Here is a 16682-nt window from a genome sequence, read left to right on the forward strand (position 1 = left end):
GATCCCGTTGAATTGGATTATGTTTAGAAAGCATATTAATCACCTCAAGCATTGTATTACTTCTATTTTAAATCAAAAAAGACTCCCGACAAGTACGATTTTCATCGAGTTTGTCGACAGTCTGAAGCGATGAATTTTTCATCGCTTTTTTTGTGCCTTTAAAACATCCAAACACATAACCCTATAAGCAGAATTGGGTACAGTACATACCACCATACTCTGGTTATATTGACTTTTGACACTAGGAAAAATACGAGTTCAGGCAATACAATCAACCCTGCCTGAATCCAGATAAACGTATAAAAATGCTCCGGCGCTATCATGCCGTTTCCTGTCGCCCAATCTCCGCTATTGAATAAAAAGTAGAAGAAATTCAGAAAAGGGAGAATGATAGCAAATAGAATCCTGCTGATATGAACAATCAGATCGGCAGGACGCTTGTTTTTATACAATGGCGTAACCGGCATGATAAAACTGTATAGAATCATAACGAACCCAATAAAATTAACCAGCAGCTGATCAAATAAATACCCGATAAAATACATAAATGTAATCATTGGTAACCTCTCTATTTTTTTGTGTTTATTTTACAGAAAAGGCAGAGGGTTATATATGATAAATAAGCACTAGTTTTTGGCACTGAATGAAGCTTCACCTTACCCCATAATTCGCTGGTAAATGGACTTCGCATGCGCTAAATCCTTTGTGCCATGAATCAGGGCGCGTCCGTCTTTGAAAAGAACCATCCGCTGCTCCTCCATGTCGACGGAAAGCAGATACGGATTGCCTTTCACCTGATAGCCGAGCGACTTCAGCTGCAGGGCGATTTCCGAGAACTCGATTTCCAGTTCTTTCGGAGGGCGGATCTGAACAGTATCCCTTCCACAGAGAACGGTGGATTTCATCATGTTTTCCGGCTGCAGATATGGATAAGTTCGTTCTTTTCCGCAGGATAAGCAGCCTCCATCCTTCGCTTTTGACACCTTCATGCTTGTGTACTGGTTTCGCCATAAATCAAAACTGACCATGGCAGTCCGGACCGCTTCCCAGTCCTCAGCCAGAATTTTCAGTGCCTCTGCCGCCTGATGGGCGACGACCATTTGTACAGCAGGTGCAATGATCCCGCCGGTGTCACAGGTCATCCCCTGGATCGGGATTTTTTTCAGCAAGCAATTCATACATGGCGTTTTCCCAGGAAGGATGGTCATGCTCATGCCAAAGCTGCCGACACAGGCTCCATAAATCCATGGAATAGAATATTTCTGAGAGATATCATTAATAGCCATTCTGGTTTCAAAGTTGTCAGTTGAATCGAGAATCAGATCGACCCCTTCTGCAAGCTCTTTCAGCTTCTCTGGAGTAGCATCACCAATAATCGAGCGGATCTCAACCTCGCTATTAATCTGTTTAAGCCGTTTTTCTGCAGCAGCCGCTTTAGGCATTTTTTCCGCAGCATCGCTTTCTGCAAAAAGCTGCTGGCGCTGCAGATTGCTTTCCTCGACATAATCGCGGTCAATAATCGTCAGTTTGCCGGCCCCGGAACGCGCCATTAATTCCGCATTTCCAGAACCAAGTGCGCCGGCGCCGATGATCAGCACATGCTTAGAGCGGATTTTTTTCTGTCCCTCTTTTCCAATCGGCGCAAACAAGGTCTGGCGTGAATACCTTTCAGACAATTGGGCCCCTCCTCTCAATAAAAGAAAAGCTGCATCACCCGCCGCTGACTGGAGGGATAAACGCAACCGTATCTCCATTCTGAATGACTTCATCATCTGAAGCGAATTCTTCGTTCACAGCTGCCATGACTGAATCAAGCTTCAGCCCGAATTCTTCCTCAAGCAGCTGTTTCAGTTCAGCAATGGTTTTGCCGCTGAAATCTCTTGTTACAGACTCTTCTCCAACACGGTCCCGCAAATGGGCAAAAAACATGATTTTATTCATTTAAATCTTCCCCCTCCGGTTTCCCTTTTGGATATGCCACTGTTTCCAGCTGGTTGCCGATCCACTCTTCGCCATCTTCCCAATGTTCTTTTTTCCAAATCGGCACAATTTCTTTAATCCTTTCAATCGCATAGCGATTTGCTTCATAAGAATCGGCACGGTGTGGAGTGGAAACGGCAATGACCACCGCTACATCGGTAATATCCAGCTTGCCTGTGCGGTGAGTAATCGCCACTTCTGCCCCGTTCCAGCGTTCTTTTATCTCGGTTCCAATCTGCTCCAGTTTTTTCACAGCCATGGACTCGTATGCTTCATAGATTAAGTACAGTGTTTTTTTGCCGTGAGTCAGCTCGCGGACGGTTCCGATGAAGGTCGTAATCGCTCCTGCTTCCCGCTGCACCACTTTATCGATCACACTTTGAATATTGATCGGATCTTTTGAAATCTCAAAATTCATGGAATCACCTCATTTATATAAAAAACCTATTCTAACCTTATTTGTTTCATTTTGACATAACCTGTGCCGGAAGTGAAAGGGCTGATTGCTTAATTTACCTTTCCTTCCTCTTCAGCTGCCATTTTTAGAGCCTCCTGGTACTCATCCGGATGATTCATATTAAAAAAATAGGCTTCCTCAGCTATAAAACCTCTCTTACTCAGTTCTTCAGCCCTTAATATGCCAGTGTCTATTTTATTTAAAAACTCACGGATTCTTAATTGGTTATTCCTTAAAGCATGTTCAGCTGCTTCTTTAGCATCTTTTCGGTAAGCAGCAAACAGAGGATGAAGGCGGCCTTCCAATTCCGGTACAGCGGCCTGACGGCTGTTTAATTCTTCTAGCAGAATTCTCCCTAAATCTACGGATATGAAGGGCATATCACAGGCAACAATCAGATTTTTAGAGGTTGTTGACGCTGACAGCCCTGCTTGAATTCCTGCAAGCGGGCCTTTTTCTAACCAATTGTCACTGACTATCGGAAACCCAAGAAAGCGGTATTCCGCCTGTTTATTCGCAACCACGATCACCTTGGATGTGTAAGAGGCCAATGAATCGGCGATGCGCTCAATGACCGTTTTGCCTCCTATTTTCAGAAGAGCTTTATTCTCCCCCATACGGCTCGAATGCCCTCCTGCCAAAATAATGCCTGTTGTACTCATATTCTTCACCTGACTTTGTGTGATGTGGAACAGCGACATTCTATCCTTATCGTTTTATTTTACCATCTAAACCAAAGTGTTTCTTTGAAAATGGCCTGCCGGTTATGCGAATATTTATGGATCCTCCCTACTTTCTTCTTATCTCTATTCTGCTACCAAATACCTTTTTTTAGAAAAACCTATAAACCGATGGGATCATTTAACATGTAATGCGCAGGTATAATCCTTCAGCTATTAGAAAGAACTCCATATATTTCTATATACGGGAGGGAATACATTGAGATTTAAAAAGCTCTCATCTGCCATTTTAACGTTCTCCTTAACCGCAAGCCTCTTGGCTATCCCCGCTGACTTTACACCAAGCGTAACTTCTGCAGCCTCAACAGAAAACAGCATTGAATCGCACCACTTGCAAAAGGCGTTTGAAAAAGCGGCGAAGGAATTTGAAGTACCTGAATCTGTCCTTCTCGCGGTCGCTTACAACCAGTCACGCTGGGAACATCATGAAGGCCAAAGTGAGGTCGGAGGCTATGGCATTATGAATCTTTCAGATTTGCCAGCCGACATGAGCGCCAGGGGCAAGCATGACGACGGAATCATTGCCGCATCGGATAGCGAAAATAGCACGCTTAAAACAGCCGCAAACCTGCTAAAGGAAGATCCGGAAATTTTAAAAAAGGACCCTGAACAAAATATCCGGGGCGGTGCAGCTCTATTAGCAGAGTTTGCACGCCAAACGACAGGGAAACTCCCTTCCGATGCAGCAGACTGGTACGGTGCCGTCCTTAAATACAGCGGAACAGATCAAGAAGCCATTGCCAAAGACTTTGCAGATCAAGTCTTTAAGACCATTCAGCAAGGTGCTGCCAGAAAAAACCTTGATGGACAAAGAATCGTATTAAACGCCAAAGGAATTACACCAAATAAGACTACAGCTGGCACAATCCCTCTTCGCAACAAGAAATACACAAATACCGACTGTCCCAATGGCCTTGATTGCACTTTCATCCCTGCTGCCTATAAGCAATTTTCAAGCAGCACAAGTGATTACGGAAATTACGATATCGCCAATCGGCCAAAGGACGATTTAGATATTCGCTATATTATTATTCATGATATTGAGGGCACGGCTGAATCCGCCATCAGTCACTTCCAGAATCCATCCTACGTTAGTGCACACTATGTCATAGATTCAGAGACCGGGAAAATCACGCAGATGGTCCGTCCTGAAGATGTGCCATGGCATGCAGGAAACTGGTATTTTAATATGCATTCGATCGGATTGGAGCATGAAGGGTATGCTGCAGAAGGCGCAGACTGGTACAGTGAGCAAATGTACCGCTCTACTGCAAAGCTTGTAAGATACCTTTCAGACCGATTCAACATCCCTTTGGACAGACAGCACATTATCGGCCATGATGAGATACCTGGCTTAACAACAGCAAAACATAAGAGCATGCACTGGGATCCTGGCGCTTATTGGGATTGGGCACTCTTTTTCGACCTTCTTGGAGCACCCATTAATCCAAGCAAGGGAGACAAAGACAGTAATATCGTCACAATCCGCCCAAATTTCCATACAAATAAGCCAGACTTTACGTACAGAGGAATTAAACAGGAACCGGAGTCTTCAAGCCTGATTCATTTATACAGCGAACCAAGCTTTGAGGCACCATTGGTCAGTGATCCCCTGCTTCATCCTGGCGGCACCAGCACAATAGATATTAATGACTGGGGCAATAAAGCTGCGATTGGACAGAGCTTCTATAAAGCCGGTCAGGAAGGCGATTGGACAGCTATTTACTACAGCGGTCAAACAGCCTGGTTCTATAATCCAAACAATAAAAATAGCGTCCCAGGCAGCGGGACCCTCATCACGCCAAAAGAAGGGCTTGATTCCATACCTGTATATGGCGCCGCCTATCCGGACGATGCAGCTTACGATGAGGCCGGAATTGCAGAAGGGGCAAGAGGAAAAGCAGAGGTTCTATACCAGATGCCGGCTGGCCAAATCTATACAGCAACAGCACCCATTCAGTCGGATTACTATCATGCGAAATATTTTAATGACCCGGCTACGAATAAGGTTGTAAAGGGAAATGATGAATACTATCAGATTTTTTACAACCATCGTCTAGGATTCGTGAAGAAAAGCGATGTAGAAGTTGTAAATTAAAGGCTGTTTTCGCAAGGTTTGTTGCTATTTGTATATTATTTACTGAGTTGATTGGAGCGGAAGGTGCGAGACTCCTGCGGGAGTAGCGGGAGTAGCGGGACAGGTGAGACCCCGCAGACGCAGAGCGTCGAGGAGGCTCACCGCCTGCCCCGCGGAAAGCGAGCATCCTGTAGCGGAAATCAACGGACAAGATTAATAGGTTAAAAACAAATTTATACGAAAAGAGCCTAATTAAAAGACTGACCTGGAGTTATTCTTCTTTGAGGAATAGCTCCTTTTTTGTTTCATGGATCTCTTTTGTATTTTTAAAAACAATAGCGGACAACTTAAGGCTGAGAAATGATCTACTCGGATCCGTTATAGTTTTTCCCTTTTTCAATTATTGTTATAATTAGTAAAAGATATCAGCAAGGAGGAATTAGGCATATGACAATGAAAAAAGTAATGACCATCGCAGGTTCGGATACGAGCGGCGGCGCCGGCATCCAGGCTGACCTTAAGACATTCCAGGAGCTTGGCGTTTACGGAATGACTGCGCTGACTACAATCGTGACGATGGACCCTAAAAATAACTGGAGCCACAACGTGTTCCCGATTTCTACAGATATTCTGCAAACACAGATCGAAACGGTTATCTCGACGGGAATCGATGCGATGAAAACAGGCATGCTCGGTTCAGAAGAAGTGATCAAGATTGCCGCAAAGACCATTAAGGAAAACAGCCTGGATCACGTTGTCATCGATCCAGTTATGGTCTGCAAGGGCGAAGATGAGCCGATTCATCCTGAATTGAACGAAGCATTAAGAGATTTGCTTGTTCCGCTTGCAACAGTGGTCACACCAAACCTGTTTGAAGCATGGCAGCTGGCTAAAACCGGCCCGATCAAGACGGTTGAAGACATGAAGGAAGCAGCTGTTAAAATCCATGAACTTGGCGCTAAATATGTATTAATTAAGGGCGGCAGCAAGCTTCAGCACGAAAAAGCCGTCGACCTTCTATATGATGGACAAGAGTTCACTCTTTATGAGAGCGAACGTGTTGAAACGACTTACACTCATGGCGCCGGCTGCACTTACTCTTCTGCCATCACAGCAGAAATTGCGAAAGGCAAACCTGTCAAAGAAGCGGTTCAAACCGCGAAGGACTTCATTACTGCAGCCATCAATCATGGCTTCCAATTAAATGAATATGTGGGCCCGACCATGCCGGGTGCCTACCGCAAATATGGCGCAGGCCGTACTGAATGAGAATAAAAAAGGGAACAGAGTCCGGATGGGCTCTGTTCTTTTGCTATTGCGGTTTAGCAAATAAACAGAAATTCTCGCGATATTAATTTAGCGGTCCACGCTGAGATTACTTTTTCGCTTTTCATTCCCTTTTTTAGTAAGATAAACAGAAAGATAATATGAAAGGGGGACTATAAAATGGAACCAGCAGTAATGGAACAAGTGCAAAAAGAGATCGACCGCCTTGCCGGAAAAGAGGTCTTTATTCATCTGGAAACAACAAATGGAGCCTACGCTTCCCATTTTGATGAAACCTTCTTTTCTTCAGGAGCCTATATCCGCAATGCCCAATTGGTTTATGAACATGGAAAGGTCACCGGCAAGGGCCCTTACCGGGTTGGTTTGAAAATGAATTTTGGCTGGGTGTATGCTGAAGGAATTACCCACTTTGAAGTGGATGAAGAAAACCGGCTCCTTTTAGCCGGACATGATTTCAGCGGCAAGCTGGCAGTCGCCCTGCAAATTAGTGAAACTCCTTTTGAATAAGAGGACATGAATGGAAAGGAGCACGACCATGATGGAAAAGGAAAGACATGTACTTGTCATCTTCCCTCATCCGGATGATGAAGCATTTGGCGTATCAGGAACGATTTCCTTACATATCGATAATGGCACACCTGTCACCTACGCCTGCCTGACGCTTGGGGAAATGGGACGCAATATGGGAAATCCCCCGTTTGCCACACGAGAAACCCTGCCGAAAATCCGCAAAGAAGAGCTGGAGGAAGCAGCCAGGGTTTTGGGCATCCAGGATTTAAGGATGCTTGGGTACCGTGATAAAACTGTCGAATTTGAAGATGAGGAGATGCTCGCGAACAGGCTCGGAGCCATAATAGGCGAGACGAACCCTTCCCTCGTCATCACGTTCTACCCGGGGTACGCTGTGCACCCGGACCATGATGCGACTGGAGCTGCCGTCATCCGTGCGGTAAAAGAACTGCCTGCTGACAAGCGTCCGAAGGTTCACTGTGTCGCCTTCTCCAATAACTGTGAGGAAGAAATTGGCCAGGCCGATGTTGTCAATGATGTGAGTGCGGTTATCGACCGGAAAATCGCAGCCATCAAAGCGCATGCCTCCCAGACACAGCTGATGGCAGCGAACATGGAAGAAAGCATTAAAAATCAGGATCCGGAAGTACTGGCAAGAATGTATAAAGAGCGCTTTTGGACTTATAAAATATAGAAAAAAGGGAGCCTTCCGCTCCCTTTACTTGTTACTTCTCCATCATTTCCTTCAAATATTGAAGCTGGTTTCCGTCTTCCTGCTTCACAATATTGACAATAAAACGCTTCGTTAATCTGGCCACGATTCCGCTGGTTTTGACGGTGGCTTCCATCTCCACCTGGGTTCCTTCTTCTATTTCATGAAAATCATATTTATATTCGGTAATCAGTCCATTGGCATTGCTGCGGGTGGTATAGGTTCTGTCCTGTTCAAAATCAATGATTTCAACTTCTGCGCTGATCTTTTTCCCTCTGACCATGCGGGTTTCAACAAACTTTGTTCCTTTTCCGGTCTCACCCTCGGTCTGTTTTTCCACTTTCACGACAAACGGCATAAGTTCAGAGACATTTTCCATCTTAATCATATAATCAAATACGTCATGTACAGGTTTATTGATAATTTCACTTGAACGAAAATCAGCCATGCTTTGCACCTCAGAGTCATAAGTCTATGACTCTATTATATAACAAAAAAGCAGGCTGGAGTAAAGACGGTCCCCTACAGCTTCTGGCGGTAAAGGGAGCAAAATTTGCACCAGTCCACAATAACGATTTTCCTGCCTGTAATTTCGATGATTCCTTCTTTTTTCAGCCTGGAAAAAACACGGCTGACACTTTCCCGGGATGTTCCAACAAGGGTGGAGAATTCCTGGACGGTTATCGGAAGCTCAAGGTGCATCCGGTTGCAGTAGTTGGCGCCGAACTTTTCCGCAAGCCTTTCCAAAGTCCGGACTGTTTTCGTATACACATCAAGCAGCGCAATATCCCTCATAATCGAGGTCATATCACGCAGAGATTCACTCATAAATCGGATAATCTGTACGGCCATTTCCGGCGAATACAGAAGCTCCTGCTCCAGTTCATCGGTCTTCAGAAAATAGATTTCACCATCCTGCACCATGGTACCTGTTGCAGGATACGTATGGCCCTCCTGATTAAAGAGATTGGCTTCAGCAAAGATCTCGCCATTTTTCTTGATGCAGACAATCAGTTCATTTCCATGTTCATCCTGCTTCGTCAGCTTCACGATGCCGGAATGCACAAAGTAAACTCCTTGGGCCACCTCATATTCAGACATAATTCTTTCGCCTTTTAAATAAGCTTTCTTAATAATTCGATTATCAATCCGCTCTAGAGATTCAATGGGGAGCTCTTTAAAAATCTCAATCTTGCCTAAAAATTCGTTGATTAACGGCCTATGATCCTGCATTTCATATTCCATTCCCATCCCCCGCTTTTACCATTCTTAAGAAGTATTTTAGCTGAGACCCGCTTGAGAAGAAGTGACTTAACTCACAAAATGAGCATCACATGAAGAACACTAACAAATAATGAGTGATTACTCACTTTACAAACAGACAACGATTCATTTATGATGTAAATGAGTGATTACTCACTTTTTTAAAAAAGGAGTGAATGTATGAATAATCCAATCGTTTCCATTCAGCATGTATCCAAGAATTATGGAAAACACCAGGTTCTAAATGACATCAGCCTTGAAATTTATGAAGGGGAGATTTTCGGCCTGCTCGGTCCATCGGGAGCAGGCAAGACGACACTTGTTAAACAACTGGCAGGCCTAGAGGAGCCGGCACAGGGTGAAAATTATATTTTCAGCGAAAAAATGCCCAGACTGGACCTCATCAAACGAATCGGCTATATGGCCCAATCCGATGCTCTGTACACCGACTTAACAGCAAAGGAAAATCTGGAATTCTTTGCGGCTCTGTACGGGTTGAGCGGCAAAGAAAAAAAGCAGCGGATGAATGAGGTGATGGAATTGGTTTCATTAACAGACCACCTTCATAAAATGGTTTCCGACTATTCAGGGGGTATGAAGAGAAGACTTTCCCTTGCCATCTCCCTTCTGCATAGTCCCGGTCTCCTTATTCTTGATGAACCTACTGTAGGAATTGATCCTGTTCTCAGAAGAAGCATCTGGGAATCATTTAAACGCCTGAAGGAGAAAGGTACTACCATCCTTGTGACCACTCATGTCATGGATGAAGCAGGAAAGTGCGACAGGTTGGGCATGATCAGAGACGGACAGCTCATTGCAGCAGGGACACCGAAAGAATTAATGCAGCAATCTGGCGCTGCCAATATAGAAGATGCCTTCCTGGCATATGGAGGTGCCTAACATGAGGATTATGGCTCTGGTTATTCGAATACTGCGCCAGATTGTAAGAGATAAACGGACAATGGCTTTGTTGATCCTCGCACCGATCCTGGTCATGACCATGCTTCATCTTGTGTTTAACGGAGATGAATATACGCCAAAAATGGGCCTCGTGGATCTGCCTGAAAAAATCGAGGCTCAGCTCAACCTGGAACATGCCAAGCTCGAATACTATGAAACAGAGAAGCTCGCAGAAAACGACTTATCAGGCAAGAAGCTGGATGCGTATCTGATGTTTGATCAAACGCCGCCGTCAGTCGTTCTTGAAGGCAGTGACCCAAATGTTAACGGGGCTGTGATGAGATGGGTTCAGGGTGCATTGAAGCCGCTGCAGCCAAATGGCGGGAATCAGGAAATAAAAGCCGATTATTTATTCGGCTCCGGGGACATGGGGCAATTTGATTATTTCGGGCCGGTCCTGCTTGGATTCTTTGTCTTCTTCTTTGTATTCCTGATTGCCGGGGTATCTTTTTTAAGGGAAAGGACCACTGGAACACTCGAACGGCTTTTGACCAGTCCGCTGAGGAAGTGGGAAATTGTTACGGGGTATATTATTGGATTTGGAATTTTCACGATGATCCAGGCTGCCATCATCGCCTGGTACACAATCTATGTGCTTGGCATGATGATGGAAGGGGCTTTTGGCTATGTCCTTCTGATCACAGTGCTTCTTTCGCTCACAGCGTTGACTCTGGGAATCCTGCTGTCATCGTTTGCCAACAATGAGCTGCAGATGATCCAATTCATTCCCATTATAGTGGTTCCGCAGATCTTTTTCTCGGGGCTGTTCAATCTTGAGACCATTTCAGAGTGGCTCAGCTGGGTTGGCCCTTTTACACCTTTATATTATGCAGCTGAAGCATTACGAAATGTAATGGTGAGAGGTTTTGGATGGGAGATGATTTATAAAGATCTCCTGATTCTGCTCGCTTTCTCCCTGCTCTTTATGATTCTGAATATCGCTGCCCTTAGACGGTACAGGAAAATATAAAATTTCTTTTTATATTTTCCTTCCTTTATAATAAAGCTATAGATTTTGCACGTATAAAGGAGTTTACCATGCCAGAGCAGGATTCCATTTTAGAAGAGTTATTTCAGGAAGAAGAAAAGCTTACGGAGAAGCAGAAGAAAATTATCATGGCTGCGATTGAATCGTTTTCTGAAAAGGGCTTTGCCGCCACTTCGACAAGCGAAATCGCCAAGAAGGCAGGAGTAGCCGAAGGAACCATCTTCAGGCACTATAAAACCAAAAAGGATTTGCTGATGGGGATCGTTTCGCCGATGATGGCGAAGCTGATTGCGCCGTTCGTCATTAAAGACTTGTATAAAATCATCCATCATCAATATGAACATTTTGAAGACTTTTTAAGAGCCATGATGGCAAATCGGATTGATTTTGCTAAAAAGAATATGCCTCTTATCAAGATCCTCATCCAGGAAATCCCATTTCATCCCGAACTGAAAGAACAGTTTAAAGAACATATTGCCATGAAGGTATTCGACCGTTTCGCCAATTTGGCTGAGCACTATCAGAAAAAAGGCCAGATCATTGAGATTCCGTCCTACAGCGTCGTCCGCATGACCTTTACGTCGATATTCGGCTTTCTTATCGCGAGGTATTTAATTTTGCCTGAAGCCGACTGGGATGATGAAAAAGAAATTGAGCTGACCATACAATTCATCATGCACGGACTTTCAGCTAAAAATTGAAGCCTGGCATTGCTGCCAGGCTTTTTTATATATCGGAAAGCTGAATTTTATAAAGCTTGTCATCCTTCTCAAGCGGATTGCCGCGTCCGTCTGTATTGTTGCTGATAAAATAAAGCACATCCCCTTCAATGAAGACATCGCGGATTCTGCCTAAATTCGTTACAACCTTTCTGACAGTCTCCTTTTCGAGATCAAACTCCAGAACAGCATTGCCTCTTAAGGCGGCGGTGTAAAGCTTGCCTTTATAATAGCCCATCCCGGAAGGAGCCCAGGTTTCGTCATCCCCCGAGGTAAACAGCGGAGATTCCATGCCTTCCTTCTTCTCGGTCCCTTTTATGACGGGCCAGCCGTAATTTTTGCCGGGAAGGATCCTATTGATTTCATCATTGGCAGACTGGCCGTGTTCACTCTCATATAAAGTCCCATCCTCAGCCCATGCAAGCCCCTGCGGATTGCGGTGGCCGTAGCTGTAGACATAAGAGCCGCTGAACGGATTATCCTCCGGCACGCTGCCGTCAAGATTCATTCTCAGGATTTTTCCTCCGAGCGAATTCACATCCTGCGCAATTTCGGGATCGGTCGCAGCATCGCCTGCCGTCGCATAAAGCTTTCCATCCGGGCCTATTTTAAGCCGGCCGCCATGATGATACTGCCCGCTTGGAATTTTATCAAGCAAAAGCTTGTCCTCTTCCCAGGTTCCATCCTGAAGCTTGAGGATGACAATCCGGTTAAACTGGCCTGAGGTGTTCTCATAGGTGTAATAGGCATACGCTTCGTTTGATTGTGAAAAATCGGGTGCCAGTACAAAGCCGAGCAAGCCGGCTTCAGAGGCTGTTGAAAGCTTTTTCGACAGTTCCACCTTCTGGCGCTCTTTCTTGCCGTCCTCGACCTTCACAATGCTTCCCTGTCTTTCTGTCATGTAAAAGGTTTCGCCATTTTTGGCAATAGACCAGGGAATATCGAGTTCATCTGCCACAATTTCCGGCTCAGCACCCGCAGGAAGGCTGGCCTCCTGATCCTCAATTTCCTTCCCGTTATCTTTCCCGCCGGCGCCTGAGCACCCGGCCAAGAGAACCAAGACGACGAGCCCTAAACCTAACGCCTTTTTCATCCAGCCTTCAGCCTCCCTTGAAATTTACTTCAAGACTTCCCAGATTGCCTCTGCTACACCGCTTTCTTCATTTGCGGAAGTTACCGCATCGCATTGTGCTTTAATGATGTCATCGGCATTTCCCATGGCAACGGATTTTCCTGCACGTTTGAACATGGACAAATCATTATAATTATCGCCAATAGCCATCGTTTCCAAAAGCGAGATTCCTTTTTCTTTCACAAATGCTTCAAGGGCAATTCCCTTTTGTGCGTTCACACTTGTCAGTTCCAGGTTCTCATCCCCTGAAGAACTTACGGCCATGCCTTCAAGCTTCAGCAGGTCTTCCTTCGCGGAAACGAGTAAATCCGCTTCAAACGAGAAAGCCAGAAGCTTGTAAATTTGATGCTCATCACTGTTGAAGAGCTCGTTATAGCTGTTCACTTTGTGGACTAGCCCTTTTGTAAAGCGCTCTTGTGCCGCTTTGGTCACTTCATCAATATCCGCTTCCGGATTTCCGCTTAAAAAGATGTCGACAATAATGGACACGCCGCGGTCTTCATCAATGGTATAAGTACCCTGGCTGGTGTATACCTCAAAATACACATTGTTTTGAACAAGGATATAGGCTGCTTTTTTGGCCAGGTCCTTATCGAGCGGGCTGGAGGACACGATTTCCCCGTCTGAGGCTCTTACTTCTGCCCCATTCGCACAAATGATCGGGCAGGAAATGCCGGCTTCATCAAGGACGAAGCTTGCTTCAAAGTATGAGCGCCCGGTGGCGATGACCACTTCCACTCCTTTTTCCTGTGCAGCTTTTATGGCTTCTAAATTTTCAGGTGTTATTTTCTGTGTGGCGGTTAAAAGCGTTCCGTCCATATCACTGGCAATGCATTTGATCATTAAATTCACCTTCTGGATGTAGTATTTTTCTGAAAAACTTATTTGCCATTCTATCATGTTCTTAAGGTTAGTTTAAATAATTGCTCTTCTCAGCCTACATACTTGCTCCCTTCCCTGATGCTCAATTTTGCAAGTGTGTTTGATTCAATAAACCCTTTTACTGACTCGGGATTTGTTTTGGAGTATTCCCTGAGCGCCCAGCCGATAGCTTTTTGGATGAAGAATTCCTTGCTGTCACTGTTTAGGAGAATGTAGCGGTAGAGCAGCTCTTCGTCAGTGCCGGTTTTGTATTTCAGCTGGAATAGGATGGCAGTCCTGCGGAGCCACATGTTTTCGCTGGTCGCCCATCCCTCTATTTTTTCGGGTATGACTTCCGGGTTTTTGGCCGCGATGGCGCCCACAGCGTGGGTGGCCAGCATGTCAACAGTATCCCACCAGGATTTTGTTGTAACCAGTTTTTCGATAAATACCAGATGGCTTTTGTCCAGTTTCCTTGTGAATTTCCCTATATAATCGAGGGCGGCAGCCTGATATTCACGCTCATCCATATCCCATAAGGCTTCCACAAATTCCGGATTAAACGCCTGCTTCAGCAGGCCTGTCTTCTTGAAGTATTCCTTTAACAGGGCTCTTCTTTCAGGTGACTTGATTCCCAGGAAGGGAAAATGATTTTTCATATAGTTTTGCATGGGGACCGCTTTTTCTTTGTCCCGGTTTTCTTCAAAAAGCTCAATTAATAATTGGATATCCATAAGAGCACTCCTTTTTACATCAAGACGGGGGGTTTATCTCATCTAATTAAGGGTAACGTATCAAATAGATTTGTGCTTTCTCCGTTTTCGGACAGCGTTCCCTCTTCTTTATTAATCCCATTTTATAAAGCTTTACCTGCACTTTACAAATCCCAATGAATGTATAGACAGAAAAGAAGGCCAAAATACAAATATAATTCGCATATTTAGGGGGGATTTTATTGAATGATAAATCCGGCAGTATAAACAGTGTATTTTGGGTTTCAGCCGTAGTTATAGCATTCATAGTCATACTGGGGGCCCTCGCTCCTGATCTGTTCGCCAGTGCAGCAACAAAAGCTTTCAATTTTACTACATACGCATTTGGCTGGTTTTACTTAATTTCGGTCTTGTTTTTTGTCTTATTCTGTATCTTTCTGGCTGTCAGTAAATATGGCCGCCTCAAGCTTGGGAATGATGAAGATAAAGCGGATTATCCATTTTTCACATGGATCGGGATGCTATTCAGTGCAGGGTTTGGGATTGGATTGGTTTTCTGGGGAATTGCCGAGCCGATGAGCCATTATTTCACTCCGCCAAGGGAAGAGATGGATCCTTTAACAGCCGAAGCGGCCCGCGAGGCGATGGGCTACTCCTTTTTCCACTGGGGTGTCAGCCAATGGTCCGTGTTTACGATCGTGGGACTGGCCATGGGGTATTTCCAATTCAGGAGGAGAGAGAACGGACTGATTTCTACCACTTTAAGTCCTTTATTCAGCAAGAAGAAAGATCCTGTCCTGCTGAAAAAGGTCATTGATATCCTGGCTGTTATTGCAACGGTCATGGGAGTTGCGACCTCGCTTGGACTGGGGATTCTGCAGATTAACGGTGGTCTTGACGCAGTATTCGGCATTGAGCAGAGTACGATGACTCAGCTTCTGATAATTGCGGTAATGACTTCTTTGTTTCTGCTGTCTTCCTCGACAGGTCTTGATAAAGGGATCAAATACTTGAGCAACATCAATCTTGGGCTGGCACTGGCTTTGATGATTTTTGTACTGGTTACCGGCCCGACTGTGTTTATTTTAAATACTTTTACACTTGGAATCGGCGACTATATCTCGAGTTTTATTAAGCTGAGCCTGCGCTTGACCCCCTACAAGGGTGGCACATGGATCCGCGACTGGACGATTTTTTACTGGGCATGGGCCATTGCCTGGTCTCCGTTTGTCGGCGCCTTTATTGCCCGTGTTTCGAGGGGAAGAACGATCCGCGAATTTGTTCTCGGCGTCCTGATCGTCCCTCCGGTCATCGCGCTTGTGTGGATTTCCGTATTTGGCGGAACAGCGCTGCACTTTGATTTATTCGGCGGCACTCAGATTGCGGAGGCCGTTGACAATGATGTGACTTCTGCGCTGTTCCAGACCTATAACCATTTGCCTTTCAGCTTTTTGGTTTCGGTGCTGTCCATCCTGCTGATTTTGACGTTTTTAATCACGTCAGCCGACTCGGCTACATTCATGCTCGGTGTTATGACAGCAAACGGGACCCTGAACCCGCCGCTATTCCCTCGGATTGTCTGGGGCGTGTTAATGGGAGCCATTGCCGCAGTCCTGCTGTTAAGCAGCGGACTCGAAGGCCTGCAGACAGCTTCGCTGGTCTCGGCGCTTCCATTCACTATTATCCTGATTTTCATGTGCATTTCGCTAGTGAAAATGCTGCGCAAGGAAACGATACCTGTCAGGCAGAAAAAATAATTGTGCAGACCTCTGGGAGGGGGTCTGTTTTTTGATTTGTTGGCGGGTGTTGGCGGTTTGGACACAGGAGCGCGAATTTCTTTTTTTGTGTCAGGAGCTCGGCTGGGTTTTGACGCTGGAGCTTGGATTTTCTTTTTTGTGTCTGAAGTTGGGCTGGATTCTGACGCTGGAACTTGGATTTTCTTTTTTGTGTCTGAAGTTGGGCTGGGTTCTGACGCTGGAGCGCCCTTTTGCTTTGTTTGTGTCAGAAGTTGAGCCAGGTTCTGACTCTAGCCAGCTCTTTTTCTCTTTATGTATCAGAAGTCGATCCAGGTTCTGACTCTAGCCAGCTCTTTTTCTCTTTTTGTGTCAGAAGTTGAGCCAGGTTCTGACTCTAACCCGCTCTTTTTCCCTTTTGGTGGGTCAAGCCCATATAATTGTGTAAAAAGAAAATGAGTCAAATTAATTCCTTTGGTCAACAATGTTATCAGCTACGAAAAACAAGTTGGAGGAATTAATTATGACTCAATTACAGTTCAACCTAAAT

General features: G+C 45.1%; 19 protein-coding genes. 9 read left to right on the forward strand and 10 right to left on the reverse strand.

Annotation, left to right across the window (positions count from 1 at the left end; translation table 11 throughout):
* Nucleotides 1–158: 158 nt before the first annotated feature.
* The 5 genes from M3205_RS23065 to mobA all read right to left on the reverse strand — a co-directional run bounded on the left by M3205_RS23065 (nucleotide 159) and on the right by mobA (nucleotide 3099).
* Complete coding sequence (locus M3205_RS23065) at nucleotides 159–557, reverse strand: hypothetical protein (RefSeq protein WP_251172033.1); 399 nt, start codon at nucleotides 555–557, stop codon at nucleotides 159–161.
* 99 nt (nucleotides 558–656) lie between these two features.
* Nucleotides 657–1676 (reverse strand): thiazole biosynthesis adenylyltransferase ThiF, encoded by a 1020-nt coding sequence (locus M3205_RS23070; protein ID WP_251172034.1) that lies wholly within the window; start codon nucleotides 1674–1676, stop codon nucleotides 657–659.
* Nucleotides 1677–1710: 34 nt separating this feature from the next.
* Nucleotides 1711–1941, reverse strand: coding sequence for a molybdopterin converting factor subunit 1 (moaD, locus tag M3205_RS23075; RefSeq protein ID WP_251172035.1), 231 nt, complete (start codon nucleotides 1939–1941; stop codon nucleotides 1711–1713).
* Complete coding sequence (locus tag M3205_RS23080) at nucleotides 1934–2398, reverse strand: molybdenum cofactor biosynthesis protein MoaE (RefSeq protein ID WP_251172036.1); 465 nt, start codon at nucleotides 2396–2398, stop codon at nucleotides 1934–1936. Before M3205_RS23080 ends, moaD begins: the two co-directional genes overlap by 8 nt.
* An 89-nt stretch (nucleotides 2399–2487) precedes the next feature.
* Nucleotides 2488–3099, reverse strand: coding sequence for a molybdenum cofactor guanylyltransferase (mobA, locus tag M3205_RS23085; protein ID WP_251172037.1), 612 nt, complete (start codon nucleotides 3097–3099; stop codon nucleotides 2488–2490).
* A 277-nt stretch (nucleotides 3100–3376) separates the two neighbouring features.
* Between mobA and M3205_RS23090 the strand changes: the two genes are divergently transcribed.
* From M3205_RS23090 to bshB2, 4 genes are all read left to right on the forward strand, one after another.
* Complete coding sequence (locus M3205_RS23090; RefSeq protein ID WP_251172038.1) at nucleotides 3377–5275, forward strand: N-acetylmuramoyl-L-alanine amidase; 1899 nt, start codon at nucleotides 3377–3379, stop codon at nucleotides 5273–5275.
* 426 nt (nucleotides 5276–5701) lie between these two features.
* Nucleotides 5702–6523, forward strand: a complete 822-nt coding sequence (gene pdxK, locus M3205_RS23095) for a pyridoxine/pyridoxal/pyridoxamine kinase (protein WP_251172039.1) — start codon at nucleotides 5702–5704, stop codon at nucleotides 6521–6523.
* 177 nt (nucleotides 6524–6700) lie between these two features.
* Nucleotides 6701–7048, forward strand: coding sequence for a YojF family protein (locus tag M3205_RS23100; protein ID WP_048009476.1), 348 nt, complete (start codon nucleotides 6701–6703; stop codon nucleotides 7046–7048).
* 31 nt (nucleotides 7049–7079) lie between these two features.
* The gene (gene bshB2 / locus M3205_RS23105; RefSeq protein ID WP_251172050.1) at nucleotides 7080–7745 is read left to right on the forward strand and encodes a bacillithiol biosynthesis deacetylase BshB2; all 666 of its coding nucleotides are present in this window, start codon (nucleotides 7080–7082) and stop codon (nucleotides 7743–7745) included.
* A 31-nt stretch (nucleotides 7746–7776) separates the two neighbouring features.
* On the opposite strand, the gene M3205_RS23110 is transcribed toward bshB2, so the two are convergent.
* On the reverse strand, nucleotides 7777–8211 hold the full coding sequence (locus M3205_RS23110) for an SRPBCC family protein (RefSeq protein ID WP_251172040.1): 435 nt from the start codon (nucleotides 8209–8211) through the stop codon (nucleotides 7777–7779).
* Between the two features lie 74 nt (nucleotides 8212–8285).
* Nucleotides 8286–9008 carry a Crp/Fnr family transcriptional regulator gene (locus M3205_RS23115; RefSeq protein WP_251172041.1) on the reverse strand — a complete coding sequence of 241 codons (723 nt, stop codon included), beginning with the start codon at nucleotides 9006–9008 and terminating at the stop codon, nucleotides 8286–8288.
* Nucleotides 9009–9206: 198 nt separating this feature from the next.
* Here M3205_RS23115 and M3205_RS23120 point away from each other — a divergent pair, with 198 nt between their 5' ends.
* The 3 genes from M3205_RS23120 (at nucleotide 9207) to M3205_RS23130 (ending at nucleotide 11675) form a co-directional block, all read left to right on the forward strand.
* Complete coding sequence (locus M3205_RS23120) at nucleotides 9207–9926, forward strand: ABC transporter ATP-binding protein (protein ID WP_251172042.1); 720 nt, start codon at nucleotides 9207–9209, stop codon at nucleotides 9924–9926.
* A gap of 1 nt (nucleotide 9927) precedes the next feature.
* Complete coding sequence (locus M3205_RS23125; RefSeq protein ID WP_251172043.1) at nucleotides 9928–10956, forward strand: ABC transporter permease; 1029 nt, start codon at nucleotides 9928–9930, stop codon at nucleotides 10954–10956.
* A 68-nt stretch (nucleotides 10957–11024) separates the two neighbouring features.
* Nucleotides 11025–11675, forward strand: coding sequence for a TetR/AcrR family transcriptional regulator (locus tag M3205_RS23130; protein WP_251172044.1), 651 nt, complete (start codon nucleotides 11025–11027; stop codon nucleotides 11673–11675).
* Between the two features lie 25 nt (nucleotides 11676–11700).
* Here the strand turns inward: M3205_RS23130 and M3205_RS23135 are convergent, their stop codons facing one another.
* The 3 genes from M3205_RS23135 to M3205_RS23145 form a co-directional block, all read right to left on the reverse strand.
* Nucleotides 11701–12786, reverse strand: a complete 1086-nt coding sequence (locus M3205_RS23135; protein WP_251172045.1) for a PQQ-dependent sugar dehydrogenase — start codon at nucleotides 12784–12786, stop codon at nucleotides 11701–11703.
* A gap of 24 nt (nucleotides 12787–12810) precedes the next feature.
* A complete protein-coding gene (locus tag M3205_RS23140) occupies nucleotides 12811–13668 on the reverse strand; it encodes an HAD family hydrolase (protein ID WP_251172046.1) in 858 nt (285 codons plus the stop codon).
* Nucleotides 13669–13757: 89 nt separating this feature from the next.
* The gene (locus M3205_RS23145; protein WP_251172047.1) at nucleotides 13758–14420 is read right to left on the reverse strand and encodes a DNA alkylation repair protein; all 663 of its coding nucleotides are present in this window, start codon (nucleotides 14418–14420) and stop codon (nucleotides 13758–13760) included.
* A 221-nt stretch (nucleotides 14421–14641) separates the two neighbouring features.
* Between M3205_RS23145 and M3205_RS23150 the strand changes: the two genes are divergently transcribed.
* Both M3205_RS23150 and M3205_RS23155 read left to right on the forward strand, forming a co-directional pair.
* The gene (locus M3205_RS23150) at nucleotides 14642–16156 is read left to right on the forward strand and encodes a BCCT family transporter (protein ID WP_251172048.1); all 1515 of its coding nucleotides are present in this window, start codon (nucleotides 14642–14644) and stop codon (nucleotides 16154–16156) included.
* Nucleotides 16157–16187: 31 nt separating this feature from the next.
* Nucleotides 16188–16475, forward strand: a complete 288-nt coding sequence (locus tag M3205_RS23155; protein WP_251172049.1) for a hypothetical protein — start codon at nucleotides 16188–16190, stop codon at nucleotides 16473–16475.
* Nucleotides 16476–16682: the final 207 nt, after the last annotated feature.

The sequence above is a fragment of the Cytobacillus firmus genome (assembly GCF_023715565.1).
GTDB classification, from domain to species: domain Bacteria; phylum Bacillota; class Bacilli; order Bacillales; family Cytobacillaceae; genus Cytobacillus; species Cytobacillus firmus_C.